This is a genomic window from Colwellia psychrerythraea (genome assembly GCF_000764185.1).
GTDB lineage: Bacteria > Pseudomonadota > Gammaproteobacteria > Enterobacterales > Alteromonadaceae > Colwellia > Colwellia psychrerythraea_B.
On the sequence record NZ_JQEC01000039.1, the window covers coordinates 140,410 to 165,271 of the forward strand.

13 protein-coding genes and 1 pseudogene are annotated in these 24,862 nt (G+C 37.9%); 12 read left to right on the forward strand and 2 right to left on the reverse strand.

Going from position 1 to position 24,862, the window contains the following annotated elements; translation table 11 throughout:
* Positions 1–58: 58 nt before the first annotated feature.
* Positions 59–172 (reverse strand): annotated as a pseudogene (locus tag GAB14E_RS24875) (IS982 family transposase); the annotation flags it as partial.
* A gap of 645 nt (positions 173–817) precedes the next feature.
* On the opposite strand from GAB14E_RS24875, the gene dapE reads away from it, so the two are divergent.
* From dapE to GAB14E_RS09465, 8 genes are all read left to right on the forward strand, one after another.
* Complete coding sequence (gene dapE / locus GAB14E_RS09500) at positions 818–2,065, forward strand: succinyl-diaminopimelate desuccinylase (RefSeq protein ID WP_052093749.1); 1,248 nt, start codon at positions 818–820, stop codon at positions 2,063–2,065.
* Positions 2,066–2,085: 20 nt separating this feature from the next.
* Entirely contained in the window at positions 2,086–11,502 is a 9,417-nt protein-coding gene (locus tag GAB14E_RS09495; RefSeq protein ID WP_052093750.1) for a non-ribosomal peptide synthetase/type I polyketide synthase, read from the forward strand.
* A 69-nt stretch (positions 11,503–11,571) separates the two neighbouring features.
* Positions 11,572–13,227, forward strand: coding sequence for a phytoene desaturase family protein (locus GAB14E_RS09490; protein ID WP_033082767.1), 1,656 nt, complete (start codon positions 11,572–11,574; stop codon positions 13,225–13,227).
* 47 nt (positions 13,228–13,274) lie between these two features.
* Entirely contained in the window at positions 13,275–13,811 is a 537-nt protein-coding gene (locus GAB14E_RS09485; protein ID WP_081967826.1) for a flavodoxin, read from the forward strand.
* Between the two features lie 126 nt (positions 13,812–13,937).
* Positions 13,938–15,608, forward strand: coding sequence for a phytoene desaturase family protein (locus tag GAB14E_RS09480; RefSeq protein WP_033082768.1), 1,671 nt, complete (start codon positions 13,938–13,940; stop codon positions 15,606–15,608).
* The gene (locus GAB14E_RS09475) at positions 15,601–16,539 is read left to right on the forward strand and encodes a sterol desaturase family protein (RefSeq protein WP_052093752.1); all 939 of its coding nucleotides are present in this window, start codon (positions 15,601–15,603) and stop codon (positions 16,537–16,539) included. The genes GAB14E_RS09480 and GAB14E_RS09475 overlap by 8 nt, the downstream gene beginning before the upstream one ends.
* On the forward strand, positions 16,526–17,320 hold the full coding sequence (locus GAB14E_RS09470; RefSeq protein WP_052093753.1) for a thioesterase II family protein: 795 nt from the start codon (positions 16,526–16,528) through the stop codon (positions 17,318–17,320). The genes GAB14E_RS09475 and GAB14E_RS09470 overlap by 14 nt, the downstream gene beginning before the upstream one ends.
* Positions 17,321–17,342: 22 nt before the next feature.
* Positions 17,343–18,731: an MATE family efflux transporter gene (locus tag GAB14E_RS09465; RefSeq protein WP_231562052.1), complete on the forward strand. Its 1,389-nt coding sequence runs from the start codon at positions 17,343–17,345 to the stop codon at positions 18,729–18,731.
* A 533-nt stretch (positions 18,732–19,264) separates the two neighbouring features.
* On the opposite strand, the gene GAB14E_RS09460 is transcribed toward GAB14E_RS09465, so the two are convergent.
* Positions 19,265–19,573 (reverse strand): cell division protein ZapA, encoded by a 309-nt coding sequence (locus GAB14E_RS09460; RefSeq protein ID WP_033082769.1) that lies wholly within the window; start codon positions 19,571–19,573, stop codon positions 19,265–19,267.
* Between the two features lie 191 nt (positions 19,574–19,764).
* Between GAB14E_RS09460 and GAB14E_RS09455 the strand changes: the two genes are divergently transcribed.
* The 4 genes from GAB14E_RS09455 (at position 19,765) to GAB14E_RS09440 (ending at position 24,615) form a co-directional block, all read left to right on the forward strand.
* Positions 19,765–20,367: a UPF0149 family protein gene (locus GAB14E_RS09455; protein WP_033082770.1), complete on the forward strand. Its 603-nt coding sequence runs from the start codon at positions 19,765–19,767 to the stop codon at positions 20,365–20,367.
* A 108-nt stretch (positions 20,368–20,475) separates the two neighbouring features.
* Complete coding sequence (gene pepP, locus GAB14E_RS09450; protein WP_033082834.1) at positions 20,476–21,819, forward strand: Xaa-Pro aminopeptidase; 1,344 nt, start codon at positions 20,476–20,478, stop codon at positions 21,817–21,819.
* A gap of 84 nt (positions 21,820–21,903) precedes the next feature.
* Positions 21,904–23,268: a 2-octaprenyl-6-methoxyphenyl hydroxylase gene (gene ubiH / locus GAB14E_RS09445; RefSeq protein WP_033082771.1), complete on the forward strand. Its 1,365-nt coding sequence runs from the start codon at positions 21,904–21,906 to the stop codon at positions 23,266–23,268.
* Between the two features lie 48 nt (positions 23,269–23,316).
* Positions 23,317–24,615, forward strand: coding sequence for a UbiH/UbiF/VisC/COQ6 family ubiquinone biosynthesis hydroxylase (locus tag GAB14E_RS09440; protein ID WP_033082772.1), 1,299 nt, complete (start codon positions 23,317–23,319; stop codon positions 24,613–24,615).
* Positions 24,616–24,862: the final 247 nt, after the last annotated feature.

The window sequence follows — 24,862 nt, forward strand, 5'->3', positions numbered from 1 at the left end:
AAAAGTATCCATCCTCATTATATCATTAACCTGAGATCTGCTTAAAAAGACTCTTTTTCTAGATCGACATTAATCCAAATTCACTCGGTGATAGCTTAATACGTAGTTTTTGTTTTTTTAAGCAATAAACCGCTATGCCTGAAATGACATTCAACATAAAAGCTGCCTCACTATATAAGAAAATTTAACAGTGTGTAGCGAAAGTATCGGGGAGCTCCCGTGCTGGATAGTGTTGATTGGGCGAAGCCTAGTCGAGATTATCTAGCATTGGATTTTCAAAGCTTTGGGCTACCTTAAAACTTGGTCGCTTGCGGCCGAAATATTTATTGCTCCAGCCCATACCAGATAAGTAAGGATTTTTAACTGTGTAATGCCGTGTAATATTTTATACATTCCTTTCATGTTACATTGCCGCCCGAAATTACATCTCGTTTACAGTTTGTTTACAGTTCAGCTACATATTGTTCGTAGCTTGTATACATTGAGTTGCAGATTACACCAAGAAATGGAGGCAATATTTTAATCTATCAGCCCCCTATATTTGTTATCCGTAACTCTTTACACAACGCGCATTTTGTATAAGTGACAACGGAAGTTTTAATTCGTCCGCAGGAATAGGTTTTAACCCACCTTCTTTTGACTGTGGTTATTTTGTATAGATAGGAATATTCGTATGAAATATCAGCTGAAAAAAAACGAAATACGGTATATATACAAAAGATATTGGTTTTAAGTTGAGATTATCCGAATGGTCTAGCTTTTTAAATAACTTATGTATCTGCCTAATACTAGGATCGGTATTTACTAAGGTAAAGATATGGACATGAAATTGAGCTTTCCGCTTAAAGCTTTAAATGTAGACAGCTGTGCGGTGAAATATACACAGATTCTTGTGAAAAAACCGTCGGTTACACCTCATGATTTTGGCTGCCAAGCATGGATTGCAGACAAATTAGCGTCATTGGGTTTCAAAATTGAACATCAGAACATTAATGGTGTTTTAAACACCATTGCGATATTAAAACGTTCTGAACACAACTTCGCTTTTTGTGGTCATACTGATGTAGTACCTGTTGATGATGAAAGTCAATGGTTAGCCCCACCTTTTTCAGCTCAAATTATAAACAATAAATTAATTGGCCGTGGCGTCGCCGATATGAAAGGCGGGATTGCTGCTGCATTAAGCGCGATTGAAAAATTAATTGCTTTTCAAGGACAACCTAAACATTCTATCTGGTTTTTATTAACCAGTGATGAAGAAGGGGAAGCTAATTTTGGTACCAAAGAAATTGTTAATACGCTATTAAGGAAAGGTGTTCAATTTTCAGCAGCACTTGTTGGGGAGCCTACCTCAGACAAATTTATTGGTGATACAATTAAAATTGGTCGCCGTGGTGCCATTTCTTTTAAATTAACCGCATTCGGTAAAAGTGGTCATGTTGCTTTCCCTGAGCGAGCAAAAAATGCGGCTCATATTGCTCAACGTATAATGTCAGCTTTACTGAGCATAGACTTAAATCCACAAGCAAGTTCTTCCGGATATACATCACTACAAATCACTCATTTAAATTCTGGAAATTTTGTCGATAATATTATTCCTGCACAGTGCGAAATTAATTTTAACATTCGATATAACAATCAGTTTTCAGAATCATCTTTGACTACTTTGATCAATAAATGCATTGAAGAAGTCACTACTGATTATAAATTAACATCACACTGCGGTTGTGAACCTTACTTTAGTGACCCTACTGATTCAGCTATTTTGCAAAGTCTAGCTGAAAGTATTGGTCAAACTGTAGGCAAAAGACCCATTTTTTCAACGACAGGAGGAACATCAGATGGCCGTTTTATGGCCAATATTTGTCCTGCTGTTTTTGAATTAGGTTTAAAAAATCATAGCATCCATCAAATAAATGAGCATGCAGACATTGATGATATTCGTACTTTAGAAACTCTTTATTACAACATATTCAATCGTTTTTTATATCAAGAACAACCTACACCTATTAAAGAATTAGTAGGTGATAACCCCTCATTTGTCACTCAAACATTAAATTTATAACTAACTTAAAAGGAATTTTTATGACTTCGGAAAAAACGCCAGAGATTAACGCTCAGCTATCAGCAGAGCCAATTGCAATAATAGGAATGGGCTGTCGATTTCCAGGTAAGGCAAATAATCCTGATTTATTTTGGGATAATATCAAACACGGCGTAGATTGCTTAATTGAAACACCTCAATCCCGTTGGAATAAAGATACACATTATTCTGCCGTTAAAGCGAATAAAGGAAAAATCAACTCTAAATGGGGTGGTTACATTGAAGGGGTTGATGAATTCGATCCAAGTTTTTTTGGTATTACACCGCGTGAAGCTGAACATATGGATCCTCAGCAACGTAAGTTACTTGAAGTTGCATGGGAAGCGCTAGAAGATGGTGGTCAGCAACCGAGTAAGCTTGCAGGCACCTCTGTAGGCGTGTTTATGGGGGGATTTACTTTAGATTATAAAATAATGCAGTTTACTAACCCTGATTTCGATAACATTGATGCGCACACTGCTACAGGCGTTATGATGACTATGCTGTCTAACCGGGTGTCTCATGTGTTTGATTTTACCGGACCAAGTATGTCAATCGACACAGCCTGTAGTTCTTCGCTAGTTGCATTAGACATGGCATGTAAAAGCCTTCAATGTGGTGCTAGCTCAATGGCACTTGCTGGGGGAGTATTAATTCATTTAGCACCTCAATACACTGTATCTGAATCAAAAGGTGGATTTTTGTCACCAACGGGTTTTTCACATGCTTTTGATTCTTCTGCAAATGGGTATGTGCGAGCTGAAGGTACAGGAATTGTTGTTTTAAAACGCTTAAAAGATGCGATAGCTGATGGTGATCCAATTCATGCTGTTATTTTAGCATCGGGTGTAAATCAAGATGGTCATACTCAAGGTATTACAGTACCTAATGGTGATGCGCAACTGGCATTAATGAAGCAAACCTATAAAAATGCTGGTGTTAATCCCGGTAAAGTTCAATATATCGAAATGCACGGTACAGGTACGCCAGTAGGGGACCCAATTGAAGCTAAATCTGTTGGTCAATTACTCGCGATTGATCGTGATTCAAAAGATAAATGTTTTATTGGCTCAGTAAAAACAAATATTGGTCATACCGAAGCCGCAGCAGGTATGGCTGGTTTAATGAAGACCATTAAAGCAATGCAAAATAAGCAAATACCTCCACATTTGCATCTTAAATCAATTAACCCAAAAATTGATTATGAAAATGCAGTTTATGAAATCCCCACACGTTTAAATAGTTGGCCCAAGCATGAAGGACTTGCAGTTGCTGGCGTAAATTCGTTTGGTTTTGGTGGTACTAATTCGCACGTAGTGCTTCAAGAATATATTACTCCACCAATAAATAAAATAGCGCCTACTAATCCTGAAGCTTATAAATTATTACCTCTTTCTGCTCGAGATGAAGAAGGTGTTGTTCGTAATGCTAAAGCCTATTTATCTTTTGTTGAAGATAATAGTGAACGACTTGATGACATTGGTTATACCGCAGCAATCAAACGTGAACATCATCAATATCGCTCAGCTATATTGTACAAAAATGACATTGAGTTATCTGAAAAATTACGCCAATTTAGTCAAGATCCAGAGCTAGCCAAAAACAATACGTTGAGAACACTAAAAACTAAAGAGAATAAAATTGTTTGGGTATTCACTGGAATGGGGCCACAGTGGTGGGCAATGGGGCATGAGTTATATCAAAGTGAACCAACCTTTAAAAATGTTATTGATCAATGTGACTTACACATGGCGAAATACGCTGATTGGTCTTTAAAAGAAGAAATGTTTGCAGCAGAGTCTGCTTCAAACATGCAATATACTTGGCTTGCTCAAACTGCCAATTTTGCCGTACAAATTGCCCTTGCAGCACTATGGCGAGAAAAAGGTATTATGCCTGATGTTATTATTGGACACAGTACTGGTGAAGCCGCGGCATTTTATGAAGCTGGTGTATATTCATTAGAAGACGCTTGTAAAATCGTTGTGCACCGTAGTCGCTTGCAACATAGTTGTCGTAACACAGGAAAAATGATGGCAATTGGTTTGTCAGATATTGAAGTGAGCCAATATCTTAATGACCAAGTAGAAATAGCTGCCGTCAATAGTCCTAATTCCGTTACCTTAGCAGGTGAAGAGTCAGCCTTAAATGCCATTGCAGAACGTTTAGAAGCACAAGGTGTGTTCTGTAAATTCTTAAGAGTTGAAGTGCCTTATCATAGTAAATTCATGGAGCCGATCAAAGCCGAGTTACTTTCTTGTTTAGACGATATTACCGCGAATGAAGCACATACTCCTTTATATTCTACTGTAACGGGTAACATAGCGCAGGGGCCTGAGTTAAATGCACACTATTGGTGGTTAAATGTCCGTCAAGCCGTACGTTTTGTAGATGCAATTCGCAATTTAATTGATGACGGATTACGTACTTATTTAGAAATAGGCCCACACCCAGTACTTGGTGGCTCTATTACGGAAACTTTTGAAGAGAAAGATGTGCAAGGCAATGTGCTGTCTAGCTTGTATCGTAAAGCGGATGAGCAAACTCATTTTTACAACTCTGTAGCACAATTCTTTCAATTAGGTTTTAATATTGATTGGCAAGCCATTCATGGTATTGCTACGTATATTCATTTGCCAACCTATCAATTTAGAACAGAGCGCTATTGGACAGAGCCTGAGTATTTTAATAATTTACGACAAGGAAAAAATGTTCATAAATTATTAGGGCGAAAACGTTCTGAAGCTGAGCATGTTTGGGATTGTAATACCTCTGTCGAACGCGATACCTTTTTGAGTGATCACCAAATTCAAGGCAATACAATTTTCCCTGCTGCGGGTTATATTGAAATGGCTTATGCCGCTGCAGAAAATGTTTGGGGGCCGGGCTGTTATGCTATTGATAATTTAATAATAGATAAAGCATTATTTTTGAATAATGAAGCTGCACCTAAAGCGCAATATATTTTACATAATGATAATCCTGTATTTAGAATCATTAGTAGTGATGACCAATCAACTAATAACCAATCTATTAAGAGCCAAGTAACTCAGCATGCACGAGGTAAATTACGCCGAGTTCAATCATCAAGCTTAAGCGACAATGTTGCGTTAGAAACACTTAAAAGCACTGCCTCTGCAATGCAAAACCATGAAGAGTTTTATGCACATTTACATGAATTTGGTTACGAGTACGGTCCTTGTTTTAGAGCTATCTCTGAAATTTATCAGACCCAAGATGGCGTGCTTGCCAAAATTGAATGGCCTCAAGCGCTGAAAAAAAATGACGAATTTCATCTGCACCCATCGTTGTTAGACGCATGCTTTCAAACCTTAGTACATACAGAGCTTAATACAGCGGATGCGAATAATTTTTCTATACGTTTGCCTGTAATGCTTAGTGAAATTTGTATTACTAAAAATACCGTTAATAGTTTTTGGTGTTATACCAAAATTACTCAGCGAGATGATGATAAAACCGTGGGTGATTTATACCTGTGTGATGATAACGGCGTTACCTTTGGTTATATCAAGGGCTTTATCGCGCAAAGTGTTGATTCTGCGGCAAGTGGTATAACTACCAGAACTATTGATAGTTGGCTTTATGATATCAATTGGTTAGCGCAGCCTAAGCAAGTAAGCGAAGAAGCACTTGATGAAAATGAAACACAAGCTAAATCTGAAATAGATAGCCAGCAATGGTTGATTTTGGCTGATGATGCCGGCATTGGACAAGCCGTTGCGCAATCGCTTATCGCGTTAAAACAACCTTGTTGTTTAGTCTCAGTAGGTGAATACTTTGATTATGACGCGGAGCAAAATCATGCTTGGTTAGTACCTGATTCAAAAGATCATTTTTTACAATTGTTTGATACCTTAGGTAAAGATAATATTCGCGGAGTCGTACATTGTTGGAATTTAGACACGCCTGATCTTGATAGCTTAGACATAGGTCAAATACAACGCGCTAAACGCCTAGCTATACATTCAGCATTAAACCTCACTAAAGCAATTAATACGGCGAATGTTAAGTTTCCACTTTATTTTATTACTCGCGATGCTAGCCAAGCACCAGCAACCAACAAAGCGAATGTTTTGTCTGGCTCTCTAACCGGTTTTTGTCGCGTATTAGCACATCAAGAGCTAGTGCAAAACTTTGGTCGCTTGATTGATGTTGACGGAATAAATGATGTTGAAAATATTGTTACTGAGCTTAATGCAGATAGCACTGAACATGAAGTAGCTTATCGAGACAATGAAGCATTCGTGCCAAGACTTGAACAAGCACAAGAGTTACAAACACCATTTCCCACTGTTTTGAAGTCTGATGCAGCGTATATTATTACTGGTGCATTAGGCTCAATTGGGCAACTTGTTTGTCAGTTGTTGATTGACCGTGGTGCTAAGTCATTGATTTTAGTCGGTCGCTCTAAATTTCCGGTAAAAGAAGAGTGGGCTTCACTTACTCCAGACCATACTAGCTACGAGCGTATTTTATTTATTCGTTCACTTGAAAAACAAAATATCAACATTACGCTCTGGAATGCTGATATTACTCGCGAACGAGATTTAAAGCGTTGTTTAAATGAGTATGCTCAAAAAGACTCACCAATCATTCGTGGCTTATTCTTCTGTGCCGGAGTAGTGAAAGATACTCTGCTAGATAAAATGGACACGGCAGCATTTGATGCGGTATTTGATACGAAAGCGCTGGGCGCAGTAATGCTTCATCGTGCGCTAAGTAAAACGCAATTAGATCACTTTGTGTTGTTCTCATCAGTAGCTGCACAAGTTACCACTGCCGGACAAACTAACTATGCCACTGGTAATGCGTTTTTAGACTCATTAGCTCACGCAAGACGTCAAGATGATCTACCAGCGTTGAGCATTAACTGGGGTCCTTGGGCAATAGGTATGATCAAAGAGTTGAATTTAGCAGACCATTATAAAAATCAACGAGGCATGAACTGTATTCAACCGTTTTCGGGTATGGCAGTACTAGATCGAATTATCGATTTAGACAATGCTCAGCTGATGGTGTGTGATGCAGATTGGTCGGTAGTTACCAATTGGTATGAAGGAAAACCTTCGTTGTTTTCTCATCTATCACAAAAGAAATCAGGTTCACAGAATGATAAAAAACAAGCGTTTGGACCTCTATATCAACAAACCGAAGTAGTTCAGCGCCAAGTTTTAGTTGCCGACCATTTTGCCTCGGCAGTAAGTCATGTTTTACGCTGTAAACGAGACCAAGTTGAACTCGATTTATCGTTAGGTAACTTGGGCATTGACTCAATCATGGCCACCGAGTTACGTAATAAAATCACCACGCATTTCGGTGAAACATTGACGATAGTACGCTTATTAAGTGGCGCTACAGTTAATGAGTTAAGTGCAGAATTAAACGATAAGCTTATCGAGACACATGGCAGCCATGTGTTGAGTGGAGAGGACGATGTTGTTGATGCTGAAATTAATGCAGAAGGAACTACAAGCAGTAGGTTAGTTCTCAAAACAGCTCACAGCGCTATTGAAGCTGAATTCCCTTTATCTTACGGTCAAAAAGCAATTTGGTTTATTAATCAATTAAATCCAGATAGCGCATCCTATAACATAGGTGGCGCAATGCATATTCCTGCAGAGCTTAATATTGATGCGCTTAAAAAAGCACTGAGTGAAGTTGTTAGTCGCCATCCAATGTTACGCACTAACTTTTTCTTTAAAGACTCAGAACCATACCAGCGTGTATGGCAAAGTCGTGACGATGCGTTAACCGTTATTGATGTTGAAAATAAGTCGTGGGAAGAGATACAACAACTCATTGTTACGGATAATGAACGACCATTCGATTTAGCAAATGATCCATTATTTAGACTAAATTTATATCGTCAAAATGATCAAAGCTATTATTTTGCGGTAGCAATTTATCACATCATTTCTGATGCATGGTCGAATTATATGTTTATCGACGAAATGCAGGCTTTGTACGCTCATCACGCTAAAGGAGACAGTCTTGACTTAGCTCCTGTAGCAGGTAGTTATGAGAATTTTGTTAATTGGGAAACGCGGTTAATTAACTCTGCACGTGGCGGGGCTATGTATAGATTTTGGCAGAATCATTTGCCAGAAACAGTACCTGTTCTTGATTTACCAACTGATAAAGTTCGACCACCCGTTGTAACTAATGTTGGAGCGTCTTATCAATTTGAATTAAACCCAAGGTTAACGGAACAATTGATTAGTGTAGCAAAACAAAACGGTGCTACACCTTTTATGGCGCTATTAAGTATTTATTATACTTTGATGCATAAATACACTCATCAAGACGAGATTATTATAGGTAGCCCAGTTGCGGGACGTACCAGCCCCGATTTTGCAAACGTCTATGGCTATTTTGTTAATCCATTACCACTTTGTGCTCGTTTTGATCAAGAAACAAATTTTGAAAACTTAATTGCTCAAGTCAAAGGCATCACTTTGTCGGCGCTTGATAATCAAGAGTTTCCATTTGCATTATTGGTTGACCGTTTAGGCATTGAACATGATCCAAGTCGTTCAACAGTATTCCAAGTATTATTTGTAATGCTTAATCACCGCGTTGAACAAAGTCATATGGATGAAAACAATGTAGCTTACTACAAAGGGTTTCCAATGCAATTTATGGAACTTCCTGAGGAAGAAGGGCAGTTTGATATAACGTTATCAACGTATGAAGAAAATGGTGTATTTAAAGCAACGTTTAAATACAACACCGACTTATTTGAACTTGATACGATTGAAAGAATGGCAGAACATTACTTACAGCTGGTTAGCGCCTTTGTTAGTACGCCAGCTAAACCAATTCATCAAGTTTCATTATTGAGCAATAACGAGCTAGAACATTTATCAACACAATTACCAAACTGTATTAATGATGATGTTTTAATCCATCAGTTAGTAGAACAAGCAGCAGTAAAATTCCCAACGGAATTAGCGGTAAGTTACGCCAACGAAGCAGGCTTTCTTGATTCAATAACGTATGAACAACTGAATAATCAAGCTAATCAAATCGCACAGGTTTTACACGAACATAGTGGACTGAAAGAGTTAGATAATGCTGTTATAGCATTGCAGTTTGATAAATCTGTGGCATTAATCACTATGATTTTAGCTGTATTGAAGTCGGGTCATCAATTTTTGGTGTTAGATCCTGAGCTGCCAGCAGAACGAAATAAAACTATACTCCAACAAAGTAAAACAGCGTTAGTTATTACTCAAGATCACACTGAAGTTGAAGAGGTTATATCTATTGATTGGGGCACAATTAACACGTTAGGTAAAGCTCACAGTACTGATAATTTATCTCTGTCTTTAGCTGCTGATGCTCTTGCTTATATGGTGTTTACTTCAGGTTCGACAGGTGTGCCAAAAGGGGTGCAAGTTAGCCATAATAACTGGCGTTCAATTCAAGCTGCTTGGCATCAAGAGTTTGATTTAGCTGATACAACAACGCATTTACAAATGGCTAGTCCAACATTTGATGTGTTTTGTGGTGATTTTGTTCGTGCATTATGCTCAGCGAAGCATTTAGTTTTATGTAGTAAAAGTTTAGTACTTAATATACCTGCATTATACGAACTTATTGTTAATGAACAGGTTGATTGCGCAGAGTTCGTCCCTTCAGTTGTGCGTAATGTGATCTTGTATGTACAGCAAAATAACCTATCACTTCATAGCTTTAAACGCTTAATGGTTGGCTCAGAGCAGTGGAAAGTATCTGAATATACGCAACTGAAAGGCATGCTAACAACAGATGCACGTTTATTTAATACCTACGGTACTTCAGAAACAACCATCGACAGCACATATTTTGAAGGTGAGTGCGAGGGTTTAAGTCCTGCGAGTGTTGTTCCTATTGGCAAAGCGTTTAATAACACAACAGTATTTTTGTTAGATAAACATGGTCAGCCAGTGCCACAGAATATTATTGGTGAAATAGTTATTGCTGGCGAAGGTGTTAGTCGCGGTTACATTAATAATGAAGAGCAAAATAACAGTCAATTTGTTGAGTTAACTATTCCAGGTTTTGAAGGCGTATTGGCTTATAAAACCGGTGATTTAGCGAAAAAAGATAGAGTAAATAATTTGCATATTCTTCAGCGCATTGATGACCAAGTAAAAATAAGAGGCCATCGTATAGAGCTGGGTGAAGTTGAAAGTTCGTTATCTGCTATATCAGGTGTCGTAAGGTCTTGGGTTAAGGGTGATACGATTAACGGTAAAATAGAACTGGTTGGATACTACCAATTAGAGTCAGGCTTGGCGATAGAGCAAAGCTTTATTGTTGAACAAATTGAAAATCAATTGCCAAACTATATGGTGCCAAGTTATCTAATACAGTTAGACAGCTTTCCTGAGTTATCAAACGGTAAAATAAATGCAAATAAATTACCTACTCCAGATGTTGGAACACAAGAAAAATTAGTGGTCTTACCAAGTACTATGTATGAGGTTGAGTTAGCTAAAATTTGGTCAAACATGCTGGGTACTAAAAACCTGAGTATTCATGATGAATTCTTTTTATTGGGTGGTAATTCATTATATTTGATTGAGTTGATGATACGTATACAACACACATTCAACATAAAAATGGAAGTGAGTCAGTTATTCCGTTTTACAACATTGCACGGTATGGCTAGTGCAATTGAAGATGTAGTAACGGGTAAAGAAGAAGGCGCACAACCTTATTTAGCATTTAACCCCCAGCAAAAAAATATGTTGTTTGCTTTCCCACCTGCGGGCGGTTACAGCATTGTTTATCAAGCATTGGCAACTGAGCTCAGTGATACGCAAATCGTTTCATTTAACTACTTTTCAGGTAAAGAAAAGGTAGTTGAATATACTGACAAAATTTGTGCATTACAGCCGAGTGGCAAGCTAAATTTATTTGGTTATTCACTTGGCGGCAACTTAGCATTCGAGGTAACTAAAGAACTTGAATCTAGAGGTCGTACAGTTGCTCAAGTGGTTATCTGGGATTCCTTTAGAATCACCGAAACAGTGGAAATGCGTCAGCAAGACTTTGATCAATTTGAAATTGAATTGAAATCTCATTTTAAAGATCATACTGGCTCAGATAATGTTCAACAACATACTTTAGATCAAGCCAAAGAGTATATTAATTGGTGTTATCAAACGCGTAATTTAGGTGAGATTTCAGCGCCATTACACTTTGTTATTGCTGAAACACAAGCATCAGAGTCAGACAAAAATAAAGAGTTGAAACAAAGCTGGCAGCATGCTTCTTCAACGAAAGTCTCTGTTTATCAAGGTGTAGGTCATCATGCTCAAATGCTTTCAACTGAAATGATAGCGGCAGGCAATGGTGACATTATACGTAATATTTTGAGTGTAGATACGCCAGTATTAGTGACGCAATAAAAAGGACACAAGCAAACGTGTAACCTGTAATGGTTGCGCGTTTACCTGAACAGAATAAGGAACTTCGTTGTGACAGATAAGAGACAATCTATGATCATCATTGGTGCTGGGCTTGGCGGAATGTCAACAGGCTGCTACGCACAAATGAATGGTTATAAAAGCATTATTTTAGAAATGCATGATTTGCCTGGAGGCTGCTGTACTTCATGGGATCGTAGAGATTATACCTTTGATTGGTGTATTAGCTGGCTACTTGGTAGTGGTGAAGGTAATAGCATGAATCAAATATGGCAAGAATTAGGAGGGCTTGATAATAAAAAAATAATCGACTTTGATATTTTCAACTCAGTGATTGATGAAGAGCTAGGTGAAGTGCATTTTTATGCAGATCCAGATCGCCTAGAAGCGCATTTATTAGAGATTTCTCCTGTTGATAAAAAATTAATAAAGCAATTTTGCGACGGTGTTAGAGAGTTTATGACCTTAATTGATGCATACCCTTTTCTTGTCCCCGTTGGTATATTAAATCGATGGCAACGGATGAAAATGATGTGGCCATTCATGAAACGTTTTAATTTAATACGTAAATCAATGAGCACTTTAATGTCTGATTTTGCAGATAAAATGCAAAGCCCGCTATTAAAAAAAGCCTTCAATGTTATTTTCTATGAACAGCATCCTAGCTTTCCACTTTTACCTTTCTATTTCAATTTAGCCTGTGCGGCTAAGAAAAATGCAGGTGTTCCTGAAGGAGGATCGTTAGGGTTAGCTCAATCAATTGAAAGCCGATATAAATCTTTAGGTGGTGACATTATTTATAACAGTCGTGTAGATAAAATATTAGTTGAAAATGATACTGCTATTGGTGTTGAACTCACAGATGGCCAAATAATTCATGCGGATATCGTTGTTTCTGCATGTGATGGTAATACTGTTGTAAAACATATGCTTGGTGAAAAATATCTCAGTAAAAAATTATCACATTTATATAATAAATTGCAAGATGAACCCGGACAAATGTTTCCTGGTTACACCACAATTTTTTTTGGCGTCAACAAAGATTATCGAGATTTAGCCCATTGCCGAACACATTTGCTAACAGAAGAGGAGCATGCGCAATGCCCCGGAATGACTCACCCAGGTATGAATGTACAAGTACGTAATGTTCATTACCCCCATACAGCTCCCGAAGGAAAGTCAGTTTTATATATTACTTATTTCTCTGATTATGAACCTTGGGCAGAGTTAAACAATCAAGAAGTACAAAAGAAAACCATAAAACGTCATACCAAAGTAAAACGCAGTGTTAATTATCGGATTGCTAAAAAGAAATTGGCAGAATTTACTATTGATAAGCTCAGTTCACACTTTCCTGACCTTAAAGAACATATTGAATATATCGATATTGCCACCCCGCTAACTCAAATTAGGTACACGGGTAATAGCAAAGGAACTGTATTAGCTTGGCAGCCATTCTTAGAGAGTGGTGAAAGTTTAGAAGATGAAATTAATGCGATGGGCACCACAGGCTTACCCGGCCTAAGAAACTTTTATATGGCAGGCCATTGGGTGACAACAGGAGGGTTAATTCGTGCAGCGGCAACAGGCCGACATGTTTTACATTTTATCTGTCGTGACGATGATAAGTCTTTTGATGCCTGGATAGGTGAAAGAGTAGGCTTTCAAGGTAAATCATTTCAAATTAAACAAGGCGATGTGGCTTAAGCCTGAGCATAAGCTTCGTTTTTAACTTACAAATTTAAGGAAAAATAATGAGTATGAAAATTGGTCTTTTTTATGGCAGCACTACTGGAAATACAGAAGCAGCAGCCGAGTTAATTCAACAAAAATTATCCATGCATGAGGTTGAGTTACATGACATTTCAGATGCCAGTGTTGAGGACTTTAGTCGATATGAGTTCTTAATTCTTGGCATTTCTACTTGGGAATACGGTGGCTTGCAAGATGATTGGCAAGCGTTTTGGGAGCAACTCGATAAAGTAGATATGGAAGGGAAAATTGTAGCTGTTTTTGGTCAAGGAGATCAAGTTGGCTATGACGAATGGTTTCAAGATGGCATTGGTATTTTACACGATAAAGTAGTTGAACGCGGTGCGGTAGCTATTGGTTATTGCCCAAATAAAAATTACAACTTTGTTGCATCTTTAGCGCTTAATGAAAATAAAACAGAATTTTTGGGCTTAGCGCTTGATGATGATAATCAACCCGAACTGACAGAAGAAAGAGTAGATAACTGGTGTGTAGAGTTGAATGTTATGTTCACCGATATTGCGGTAGCTATGGCATAACTTCCCCACGGTATTTTTGAACTTTCTATAATACTTCTGAAGCTATTAGCTAAATACTAACTATTCATTAATTAAGTGTTAACTAACTAATAGCTTCATCTTAAAAAATTTAAAGAAGAGTGAGTGATGTCAGAACAACAAAAATCTATCATTGTTATTGGCGCAGGAATGTCAGGTATGGCGACAGCTGCATATGCACAAATGAATGGTTATCAAAGTACTATTTTTGAATTACACGAAACGCCCGGTGGTTGCTGTACAGCATGGTATCGTAAAGACTTTACCTTTGATTGGTGCATTAGCTGGTTAAATGGCTCAGGTACTAACAATGAAATGGCGACTATTTGGGATGAGTTAGGCTGTTTGAAAGGTGTGGCAATTAATCACGCCGATGTTTTTAATACAGTTATAGATACCCAAGGTAATAAAATTGAGTTTCATGTTGAACCCGATAAGTTAGAGGCCTCTTTAATTGCATTATCTCCTGAAGATGAACCCTTAATTAAGGAGTTTTGTGATTATGTTAGAAAACTCAGAGGATGCATGAAGCATTACCCCTTTTTGAAAAGTCAGGGGCTGATGACTCGTTGGGACAAAGCTAAAATGATGTGGCATTTTTTGCCGTATATGCGCACATTTATGAAAACCTTAGCTTTGACGATGGAGACGTTTTCATCAAAATTTAAGAACCCTCAGATCGCAGAAGCCATGAACTGGATTTTTTACGACAGGCACGATCATTTCTCTTTAATGCCCTTTGCTTTTAACCTTGCTTGTGCAGCTGAACGTAATTCAGGTGTACCAGAAATAGGATCGTTAGGTTTATCGTTTAAACTCGCGGATAAAGTCACTTCATTGGGCGGAGAAATTCGTTATCAGAGTAAAGTTGAGGAGATTTTAGTTGAAAACGATGTCGCTGTAGGGATCCGTTTATCTGATGGTACAGAGCATTTTGCCGACCATGTTATTGCCGCATCAGATAGTTACAGCATGACAAAAATGTTATTGAAAGACCGTTATCCACATCCAATACTCGAACGTATGTATGATGAAATGAAGCATAAAGCTGATGGCATGATTTTTCCTGGCTGTGTGACTATTTTTATTGCCGTAGATCATGATTATAGTGATCACCCTGCTTACAATACCTTCTTACTTCCTGATAATGTGAAAAGTAACTTCCCCGGTATGCTCCATAACGGTATACATGTACAGGTAAGAAATAAACTTTATCCTAACCAAGCACCTGAAGGTAAATCTGTCTTATATATTACTTATTTGTCCGATTATGAACCGTGGAATAACCTGAACCCAGAATCCATTAATACTCAAGGTAAAAATAAAACACGTAATCGCCATACCCGTCGTCGTCGCAGTGTTGAATATAAAACAACCAAAAAAGAAATAGGCCAGCATGTAGTTAAGTTCTTAGCGCAGCATTTTGACAAAATTGAAGAAAAAGTAGAGTACATAGATGTATCTTCACCATTAACATCAGAGCGTTACACCGAGAATTACCAAGGGACCATTTTTGCTTGGGAGCCCTTTATGCCTGTCACTGAAGAACTTGAAAAATACCAAGATAAACATGGCCCAACCTTACCAAATTTAGCTAACCTTTATTATACAGGGCAATGGAGTGCTCATGGTGGTGTGACACGTTCTGCCTCGAGTGGTCGTCATATTGCTCAGCATTTATGTATTGATGACGGTAAAAAATTTAAAGTGTTGATACCAGAGCTAGAAACTGAAAATTTACCAAAAAACATATTAGAAAGCGACAATAAATATGCTTAGCTATACAACAAATTATTTAACTTCCAAATTTAACTTATACCTTGTCTTTTCGAAATTATGTTATCCAGTTATTGCCTTCATTGTTGGTTGGATAGGTTATAGCAGTTTAATAACTGGCGCTGATTTGGGCTTGAGTTCTTTTATCACCGTATTTGTGGTAATGGCTTACTTTATCGTTATGGAACGAATTATCCCTTTTAATAAATCATGGCTGCAAACCAAAAAAGAATGGAGTAGAGACAGTATTTGTTTTGTTTTGGTTATTATCTATGGTGCATTGAGTGAAGGTATTGTTAGGTTAATTGCTCTGTCATTGGCAGTTGATGAAAACAACCTGTCACTTTGGCAAAATGCTGGTTTGGGTATTCTATTAAGTTCTTTCATTGGTTATTGGCTTCACCGATTAGAGCATAGGCATTTATGGCTATGGGCTATCCACGGTATTCATCATGTACCTAACACCGTTAGTTTAACTAATAATAGCGTGGTGCATGTGTTTGAAGTTCTGCTTAGTGCTGTTGTTACTCAATCGGTATTATTGCTGTGTGGAATTTCTGGGGAAGGAATGTTTATTGCTGGCTTATTTACCATATTACAGGGGTATTTTATCCATGCTAATGTTTCTGTACAACTTGGTTTTTTAAATCATGTAATTGCTACGCCTGAACTGCATCGTTTTCATCACAGTACTTCGTTAACACAAGCAGGTAACTTTGGCTCAGATCTGAGTATTTGGGATAAATTATTTTCAACGTTTTATTATCGAAAAGGGGATGCACCAGAAACTGTAGGGGTGGTTAAGCCATATTTATTTCCCTCTTCTTTTCAAATCCATAAAGGGATTTTTCATCCATTTAAATGGTATATGAGTAAACGTGGTTACAGACCAAGGTATATAAACGGTAAGGAGAAAAATAATGACATTAACTGAACCATCACTCGCTCCTTGGTTTATAAATCATAACTCCAAAAAGAACAGCCTAGCACGTTTATTTTGTTTTCCTTTTGCTGGGGGAGACGCTCAGCTATTTGCGAGTTGGCAAAAATATTTGCCTGACTCTATTGATGTAGTTGCCCTACAAACACCGGGGAGGAGAGAGCGTTTACTGGAAAATCCTATTGCTAACTTAACACAATTGGTGTCAGAAATACTTGATCATATAGGGCCATTCACGGATAAACCATTTTACTTTTATGGTCATAGTAATGGGGCGCTGGTGGCATTTGAACTTGCCCGCCAATTAGAGCTAAAAGGGCATGGTAACTTGCGGCATCTATTCATTGCAGCACGAAAGCCGCCTTTGTTATTGAATCGTGCTAATCCGTACCATTTATTATCGGATAAAGATTTTATACTGGCTGTTAATGCTATAGGCAGCATGCCAAGTGCAATGCTAGTCGACAAAGAGTTACAACAATTATTATTACCAACGTTAAAAGCAGACTTTTGTTTAGGTGAAACCTATCTATATGAAGATAATCAATATCAAAGCCAGAAATTAACTGTCGGGACAACGTTATTTTATGGCACTCGGGATAAGTCGGCGACCTATGAACAAATGTTAAATTGGCAATCGTTATTAAGCGATAACTTTCAATTAAAAGCGATTCCAGGAAAACATTTTTTCATGCAAGAGCAAGAAGATATTTTACTGAGAGAAATAAATACTGTGATTAGTGATGACTTGATTAGCGGAACTCAATCAAATTAATCCTAAAAAAGGAATGTAAGTAATGAAGGATCTGACTCAAGGGTCAATATTAAAACACCTAGTCACCATGGCACTGCCTATGACTATTGGCATGTGTATTCAAACGTTATATGTTTTAACTGATTTATACTTTGTTGGTGAGTTAGGGGGAGCTGCGATTGCAGGTTTAAGCTTAGCGGGTAACATCATGTTTTTTATCTTCGCACTAAGCCAAATTTTTAATATTGGTACTGCTACTACAATGGCTCATGCTGTAGGTGAAAAGAATCAATTAATTGCTAATCGTATTTTTAATCAAGCAGTTATGAGTGCGGTTGTCGCTACATTTATTGTATTATCCTTTGGCGTTTTTTTCTCCCAATGGTATTTAGTCAATAGCACACCTGATATTGAGACCATTAAGGCAGGCCTTAGTTATCTTTATTGGTTTTTACCTTGCATGGCACTACAGTTTTTAATGGTGACGTTTGGGGCCGCGCTTCGTAGTTGTGGCCTAGTGAAACCTATGATGATAGCTCAAGCAAGTTCGTTAATTATAAATATTATTTTATCTCCCATTTTAATCACTGGAATAGGTACTGGCTTTGCTATGGGCATTGCTGGAGCTGGGCTTGCAAGCTCTATTTCTGTGGTCGTTGCTGTTGTATATTTATGGTTTTATATCGCTAAAAAACAGCAATATATCACTTTGAACCTCAAGCAATGGTTACCTGATAAAGCCATTATTCTAAGAATTGTTAATATAGGTTTTCCTGCAGGTGCTGAATTTTTGTTAATGTTTGTTTATATGACGGTGACTTACTGGGCAATTCAAGGATTTGGACCTGATGCACAGGCGGGTTTTGGCTTAGGTTCAAAAATAATTCAAGCACTCTTTTTACCTGTAATGGCATTAGCCTTTACTTTACCAGCAGTTGCTGGGCAGAATTATGGAGCTAAAAAATATAAACGAGTAAAAAGTGCATTTTATTGGACTGTGTTACTAACCATCATATTTATGTTAATGGTGAGTTTAGTAAGCTACTTTCAGCCTTATTTATTAGTACGTTACTTTTCAAATGAACCTGAAGTTATCAAACAAAGTACAATTTTTTTACAAATTGTTTGTTTCAATTATTTAGCCACAGGGTTTATTTTTGCCTGTTCAGGCTTTTTTCAAGCGATAGGTAATACGTGGCCTGCATTTTTTAGTACTTCAACACGATTAGTTAGTTTTGTACTTCCTGTTGTTTACATGACTGAAAATGGGGGGTATTCGTTAGCAGATTTTTGGTACCTATCGGTATATGCCGTTATTATTCAAGCCGTAATCAGTGTTTTTTTACTCATTATAATATGGAATAGATTAGGTAAAAAAAGGGGCTTAGTACCTATTAACAATAATACAGTAGCTAATTCATTCGAAGGTTAATAATGATCGGTGTAAGCGTCATCTGCTTAAACCTTGGATATACCATTTAGAAAGATTTGGTTATTTAGTTAGCAAGATCTTCAGTTATAGGAAATAAAGTGATTATCTAGCTAGCAGTCATAAATTGAAATATTGATAGAGTATATCGTTACTTCAGCGTGTAAATTTTGTTTTTAACAACCGTAAGTTGTTGTTTTCATTTAAACATCAAACACTCATTATCCAGAGTTCAGGTTAGTTATCATAACCTTTGTCAACGATAACAAAATCACGTTGAGGCAATAATTCAATCAGGGCATGGCAATCTCGTTATGTTTTTTTGACGAAGTGAATTATACGAGATTACCATTTACGTATAAAATTCAAAAAAAGATCAATAACCCCTAATCATCTCAGATATTTTTAATTCAAATTTCCATAGTTCCACTTAAAATACTAGTTTCAAGATAATGAGGGAATGGACAAAAAAACCTGATAAGCTAACGATAATACAGGTTAAGGGAGGGGGAGATAAAAGGTTAAGCGATTAATGACTAGGCAATTTTTTTCTTTAGAGGTGATAGGGCTAGTTCAATAGTTGATTGCAATAAGGCAATTTTTTCTTGATTATCTTGCTGTTCAATTTTTAGTTGCTGCTGAGTTTTTAATAAATCATTAGCCAAATTTAACGCGGTCATTAATAATGTCTGCTCTGGTGTACTGATTGCCTTGCTCGCCCCTGCTTTTTCTAAACGGTCACTTAACTCTTGCGCCGCAGATAATAAGGCGGTTTCTTGCCCTATTGGACAAGCGATTTTCAGCTTGCGATCAACTATGTTGATTTCTACGGTTCGTTGCGCCATTTACAAAATTTCCAAGTATTATTAATAATATAGCTATTTTTTTAGCCTATTATTTCAATGATAACGATGCTAAGCCCCCTATGCAAGTAAATAGCGTGCTTTATCGCCATTTTTTGTTATTTTCCTTTTCTGTTATTTTGCTCAATGATACCATTACTTACTTAACTCCCCGCAATCATAGAAAGTAAATCATGACTGAAGCAAACTCAAACAACGATGCCAACAATAACTTGATGGACTTTGCTTCTATGCAAGCCATTTTGACTAGCGAAGATGTAAAGTTTCATGCCAGTGAATTACATGGTGTATTAACAGGGTTAGTTTGTGCAGGTTTTGAATTTGAAGACCAAGGTTATATGGTAATGCTAAGTGACTTATTTAATGACGGTGATGGTTTTCCACCAGCAGTAAAAAAAGCGTTCAAACAAATGTACAGTGAATTGTGGTCCAACATATTAGATGACAACTATAGCTTTAACCTTTTATTGCCCGATGATGATGACAGTATGGCCGAACGTGGTCACGCTTTAAGTGTTTGGGTACAAGGTTTTAATTTAGGTTACGGTTTACAGCAAAAAGACAGCCCTGTAGTTTCAGACGAAGTTAAAGAAGTACTTACCGACTTTGGTGAAATTGCCAATTTATCTGATGAAATGGAAGAAGATGAAGATACTGAACAAGCGTATTTTGAAATCAGTGAATATGTTCGGATTTCAGCATTGTTGTGTTTTAGTGAACTAGCGACACCACCAAATAGTGAGAGTCTTAGCTCAGATAAAAAAATACTTCACTAATTTTATAGCTGAAAATAACGGTTAGCAAAAAATTAACTCCACTATATAGGCGCGTAAATCAACATGACCACAGTTTCTTCAAATACAGTACCTTCAACTAAAGCACCTCTGAGCCAGTTACCCTTAAGTGATTTTGGCAAACATCGTGCTGCATTAATGGCAAAAATGCCAACCAACAGTGTTGCTTTATTTCCTGCGGCCAGTGAACTTACCCGAAGTAATGATACTGAATATGCGTTTTGTCAAAATAAAAACTTTTTCTACTTAACCGGTTTTAATGAGCCAGATGCATTATTAGTATTGCTTAAAGGTGAACAGGGGCAAACCGAGTCTATTTTATTTTCATTGCCTAAAGATGCCTTACATGAAATTTGGCAGGGCCGACGTATTGGTCAAATAAAAGCGGTACAAGATTATGGTGTTGATGCAAGCTACCCTATTGCTGAAATTGAAAGCTTAATAGCTGATTACCTTGAAGGTAAAAGCCAAGTGTATTTTGGTTTTAGCGATCATGGTTTTGCAGCGCAAATATTTTCTTGGTTAAAACACGTAAATAGAAATATTCGCCAAGGGGCGAAAACGCCACAACATTTAACCGATGTTGACCCTATGGTCGCAGAGTTACGTTTAATCAAAACTGAAAATGAATTGGCCTTGATGCGCCAAGCTAATCATATTTCAGGCTTAGCCCACCAACGCGCCATGCAAAAGTGCCAAGTGGGTAAATTTGAATATCAAATTGAAGCCGAAATTTTGCATGAATTCGCGCGACATGGCGCTAGACATCCTGCCTACGCCAGTATTGTTGCTGGCGGTGATAATGCCAACATTCTTCATTATACCGCTAATAGCGATGTCTTAAATAACAATGAACTTTTGCTGATAGATGCTGGCGCAGAGTTAGCGGGTTATGCTGCTGATATTACTCGTACCTTCCCAGTTAATGGACAATTTACCGCAGCGCAAAAAGCTATTTATCAATTGGTACTCGATGCTAAAAATCTCGCTATTGACGCCATTAAACCTGGTATGTCTTTTGCCAAATTAAATGTGCTAACTAATGCCTTTTTAACAAAAGGTCTCGTTGATTTAGGTATTTTGACTGGTGATCTAACTGAACTTATTAGTGATAAAAAAGTGAAAGAATACTTTATTCATGGTCTAGGTCATTGGTTAGGTTTAGATGTACATGATGTTGGTGATTATCATATCAGCAGCGATAGAGAACAGCTTCGTGCTTTTGAAGAGGGCATGGTGATGACTATTGAGCCAGGTATTTATATTCCGCTAACCGATTTAACTGTTGAAGAAAAGTGGCGTGGTATTGGAGTCCGCATTGAAGATAATATTGCGGTAACTGAAACGGGTTTTGAGAACTTTACCGTTAACTCACCTCAAACCATTGCAGATATTGAAGGCTTGATGGCAGAAAATGCAAAAAGCATAACTTAATGATAGCTAAATCAAGAAAAGTCTAAGCGCAGTTAAGTAAACTCAGCACAAGTTAAATAAACATAAAAAGCTAAAATGAGCGTAATGGAAAATTTTAAGCAAAACTTTAAGCAAAATACGAGTCAACATTTTGATGTTATTATCTCAGGTGGTGGTTTATCGGGTAGCTTAATGGCGTTAAGCTTAAGTAAGTTAACTAAAGCCGATGGTAGCTTATTATCCATTGCCATAATTGAAACGTTAGCTTTTAAAGAAAACAGTCCAGCAAATGACAATGCTTTATTTGATGCCCGCGTTTTAGCGCTATCTCACGGTAGTGCTAAATACTTGGCAAAACTTGGCGCTTGGCAATACTTAAAAGATGAAACCTGCGCAATTACAGATATTGATATTTCTGATCGCGGTCACTTTGCTAAAGCGAGATTAACAGCCAAAGAATATGGCGTTAATGCGCTAGGTTATGTCATCGATATGGCACTTATTGGCAAAGCGCAATTAAAAGCCTTAGCTCAAAATACTAAAAGCAATCACAATTCAAACAGCAGTTCTGCAAAAAACATCCACTGGTTTAGCCCAGACTCAATAGCTGATATTACTTGGCAAGATAGTCAGCAAGAAGGTTGTCAGTCACAAGACAAAGCAATTGAAGAAAAAGCTAATCAAGATAAACAGCAAGTCAGTGTAACGCTAAATTCAGGTAAAGTATTATCTGCACAACTGCTACTCGGCTGTGATGGTGTGCAATCACCGGTGAGAAAACTAGCTAAAATAGCGGTCAGTTGTGATGATTATCAACAGGTGGCTTTAATTGCCAATGTTACCACCAGCAAAGCTCATTATAATAAAGCCTTTGAACGTTTTACCGAATTTGGCCCTATTGCCATGTTACCGCTGAACTCAGTAAACTCGAGCTCATCAACGGATGGAAAGTCACGATGTTCACTGGTGTGGACAATGACACCAGAGCAAGCCCAAGAAATTCAAAAACTCGATGATGATGCTTTTAAAATCGAGTTAGAACGTGCATTTGGCAGTTATCTTGGCGCAATAACTCATGTAGGGACACGTGATACTTACCCGTTAGTATTACTGCAAGCTCAACAGCAAACCTATCATCGCATGGCACTTATTGGTAATGCTTCACACACTATTCACCCTATTGCTGGCCAAGGCTTTAACCTAGGTTTGCGCGATGTTCAGGTGATGACTGAGTTAGTGGCTAAAGCACTAGTGACAAACAAAGATATCGGTAACTTTGCCTTATTGCATAATTACCAAGTAAACAGGGCAAAAGATCAACGTGAAGTTATTCAGTTAACTGACTCACTAGTGACCTTATTTGCTAATGATCTACCGCCACTGGTCGTAGGCCGTAATATCGGTTTACAGGCACTTAATATTATTTCGCCACTTAAGAGTGCTTTAGTTAAGAAAACTATGGGCTATTAGTAGCGCGGAAATCGATAGTGTCTTATAAGAATTTAACAAGAGAAAAACATGCAAAAATTTGATGTGTTAATTGTCGGTGCTGGCATGGTGGGCTTAACACTGGCACTAGCGTTACGTAAATCAAGCCAATTAAAAATTGCTCTGGTAGATACCTCAGTGGTAACTGAGCTTGATCAAAATATTGACGTTCGGGTTAGCGCTATTAATGTTGCCAGCAAAAACATCTTTGCCAACTTAGGCATTTGGTCTGCTATTGAAAATAGCCGGGCGCAAGATTATCAACATATGCATGTTTGGGATAAAGCCGGTGTGGGTAAACTAGATTTCTCTGCAAAAGATAGTAACAGTTTCCCGCCTGAAAATAACTTAGGTTGGATCATTGAAAACAAAGTGATTCGCCATGCATTATGGCAAGAAGCGCAGCTTGATGAAGGTATTCACTTTTTCACTGACAATAAACTCGCCAGCATTAGTCATGGTGATAGTGAAGTGTTTGCTACTTTTGCACATGATGCCTCTTCTCAAAGCTTCTCGAACAGCGCTCCAGCACAACCTATTATCGCTAAACTGGTAGTTGGCGCCGATGGCGCTAATTCTTGGGTACGTCAACAAATGGATATGGCGATGATCTTTAAAGATTACGACCACCACGCTATTGTTGCTACCGTTGCTTGCCCACAAGGCCATAAAAATACTGCTTGGCAGGTGTTTTTGCCTACAGGGCCACTGGCTTTTTTACCTCTTAAGCAAGCCAACGGCGAAGATTCAGCGAGTGACTTATGTTCTATTGTTTATTCAACCTCTCCTGATGATGCCCAGCGCTTAACAGCCCTTGGCCCAATTGAATTCGCCAAAGAGTTAACTGCAGCCAGTGACGGTAAGTTAGGTGATATTGAACTCAAAAGTGAATGTTTTACTTACCCACTAACTATGCGCTTAGCACAAGATTTTGTAAAAGAGCGTGTCGTACTTATTGGCGATGCTGCTCACACTATTCACCCGTTAGCGGGGCAGGGCGTTAACTTAGGTTTACTTGATGCTGCCGCATTAGCACAAACCTTAACGGCTAAACTCGATAAACATGAAGAAATAACTACCGAGTTAGTGAATACAACCGAGCTTAAAGCCTTTTCACGCTGGCGTAAAAGTGAGGCCACTGAAATGATCGCTGCCATGGCTGGTATTAAGCAAGCTTTCACGCCGCAATCAGCACCGATTCAATTACTGCGCGGTGTCGGCATGAATATTCTTAATAATTTCGGCCCAGCTAAAAATCGTTTAATTGCACAAGCGCTAGGCGCCAAGGCAGATCTACCTGAACTTGCCTATCAAAAAGATAAGCTGTAATGCAGCTTATGAACTAGTCATAACTGCTGCTTTTTAACGAGCATTACCAACAAGTCTCTCTACGAACAAAATAAAAGCCAAAAATCTTATTGGCTTTTATTTGTTCTGTACCTCAATCATCAAGATATTGATGTGAATAATTTCAAAAAAATGTAACTTTGCAAATATAATTCTGTTATTCCATGGAACACGGGTTTATATTTTTAAATTGTAAGTTTTGTTGTTGAATCAACGGTACGTGACGGTT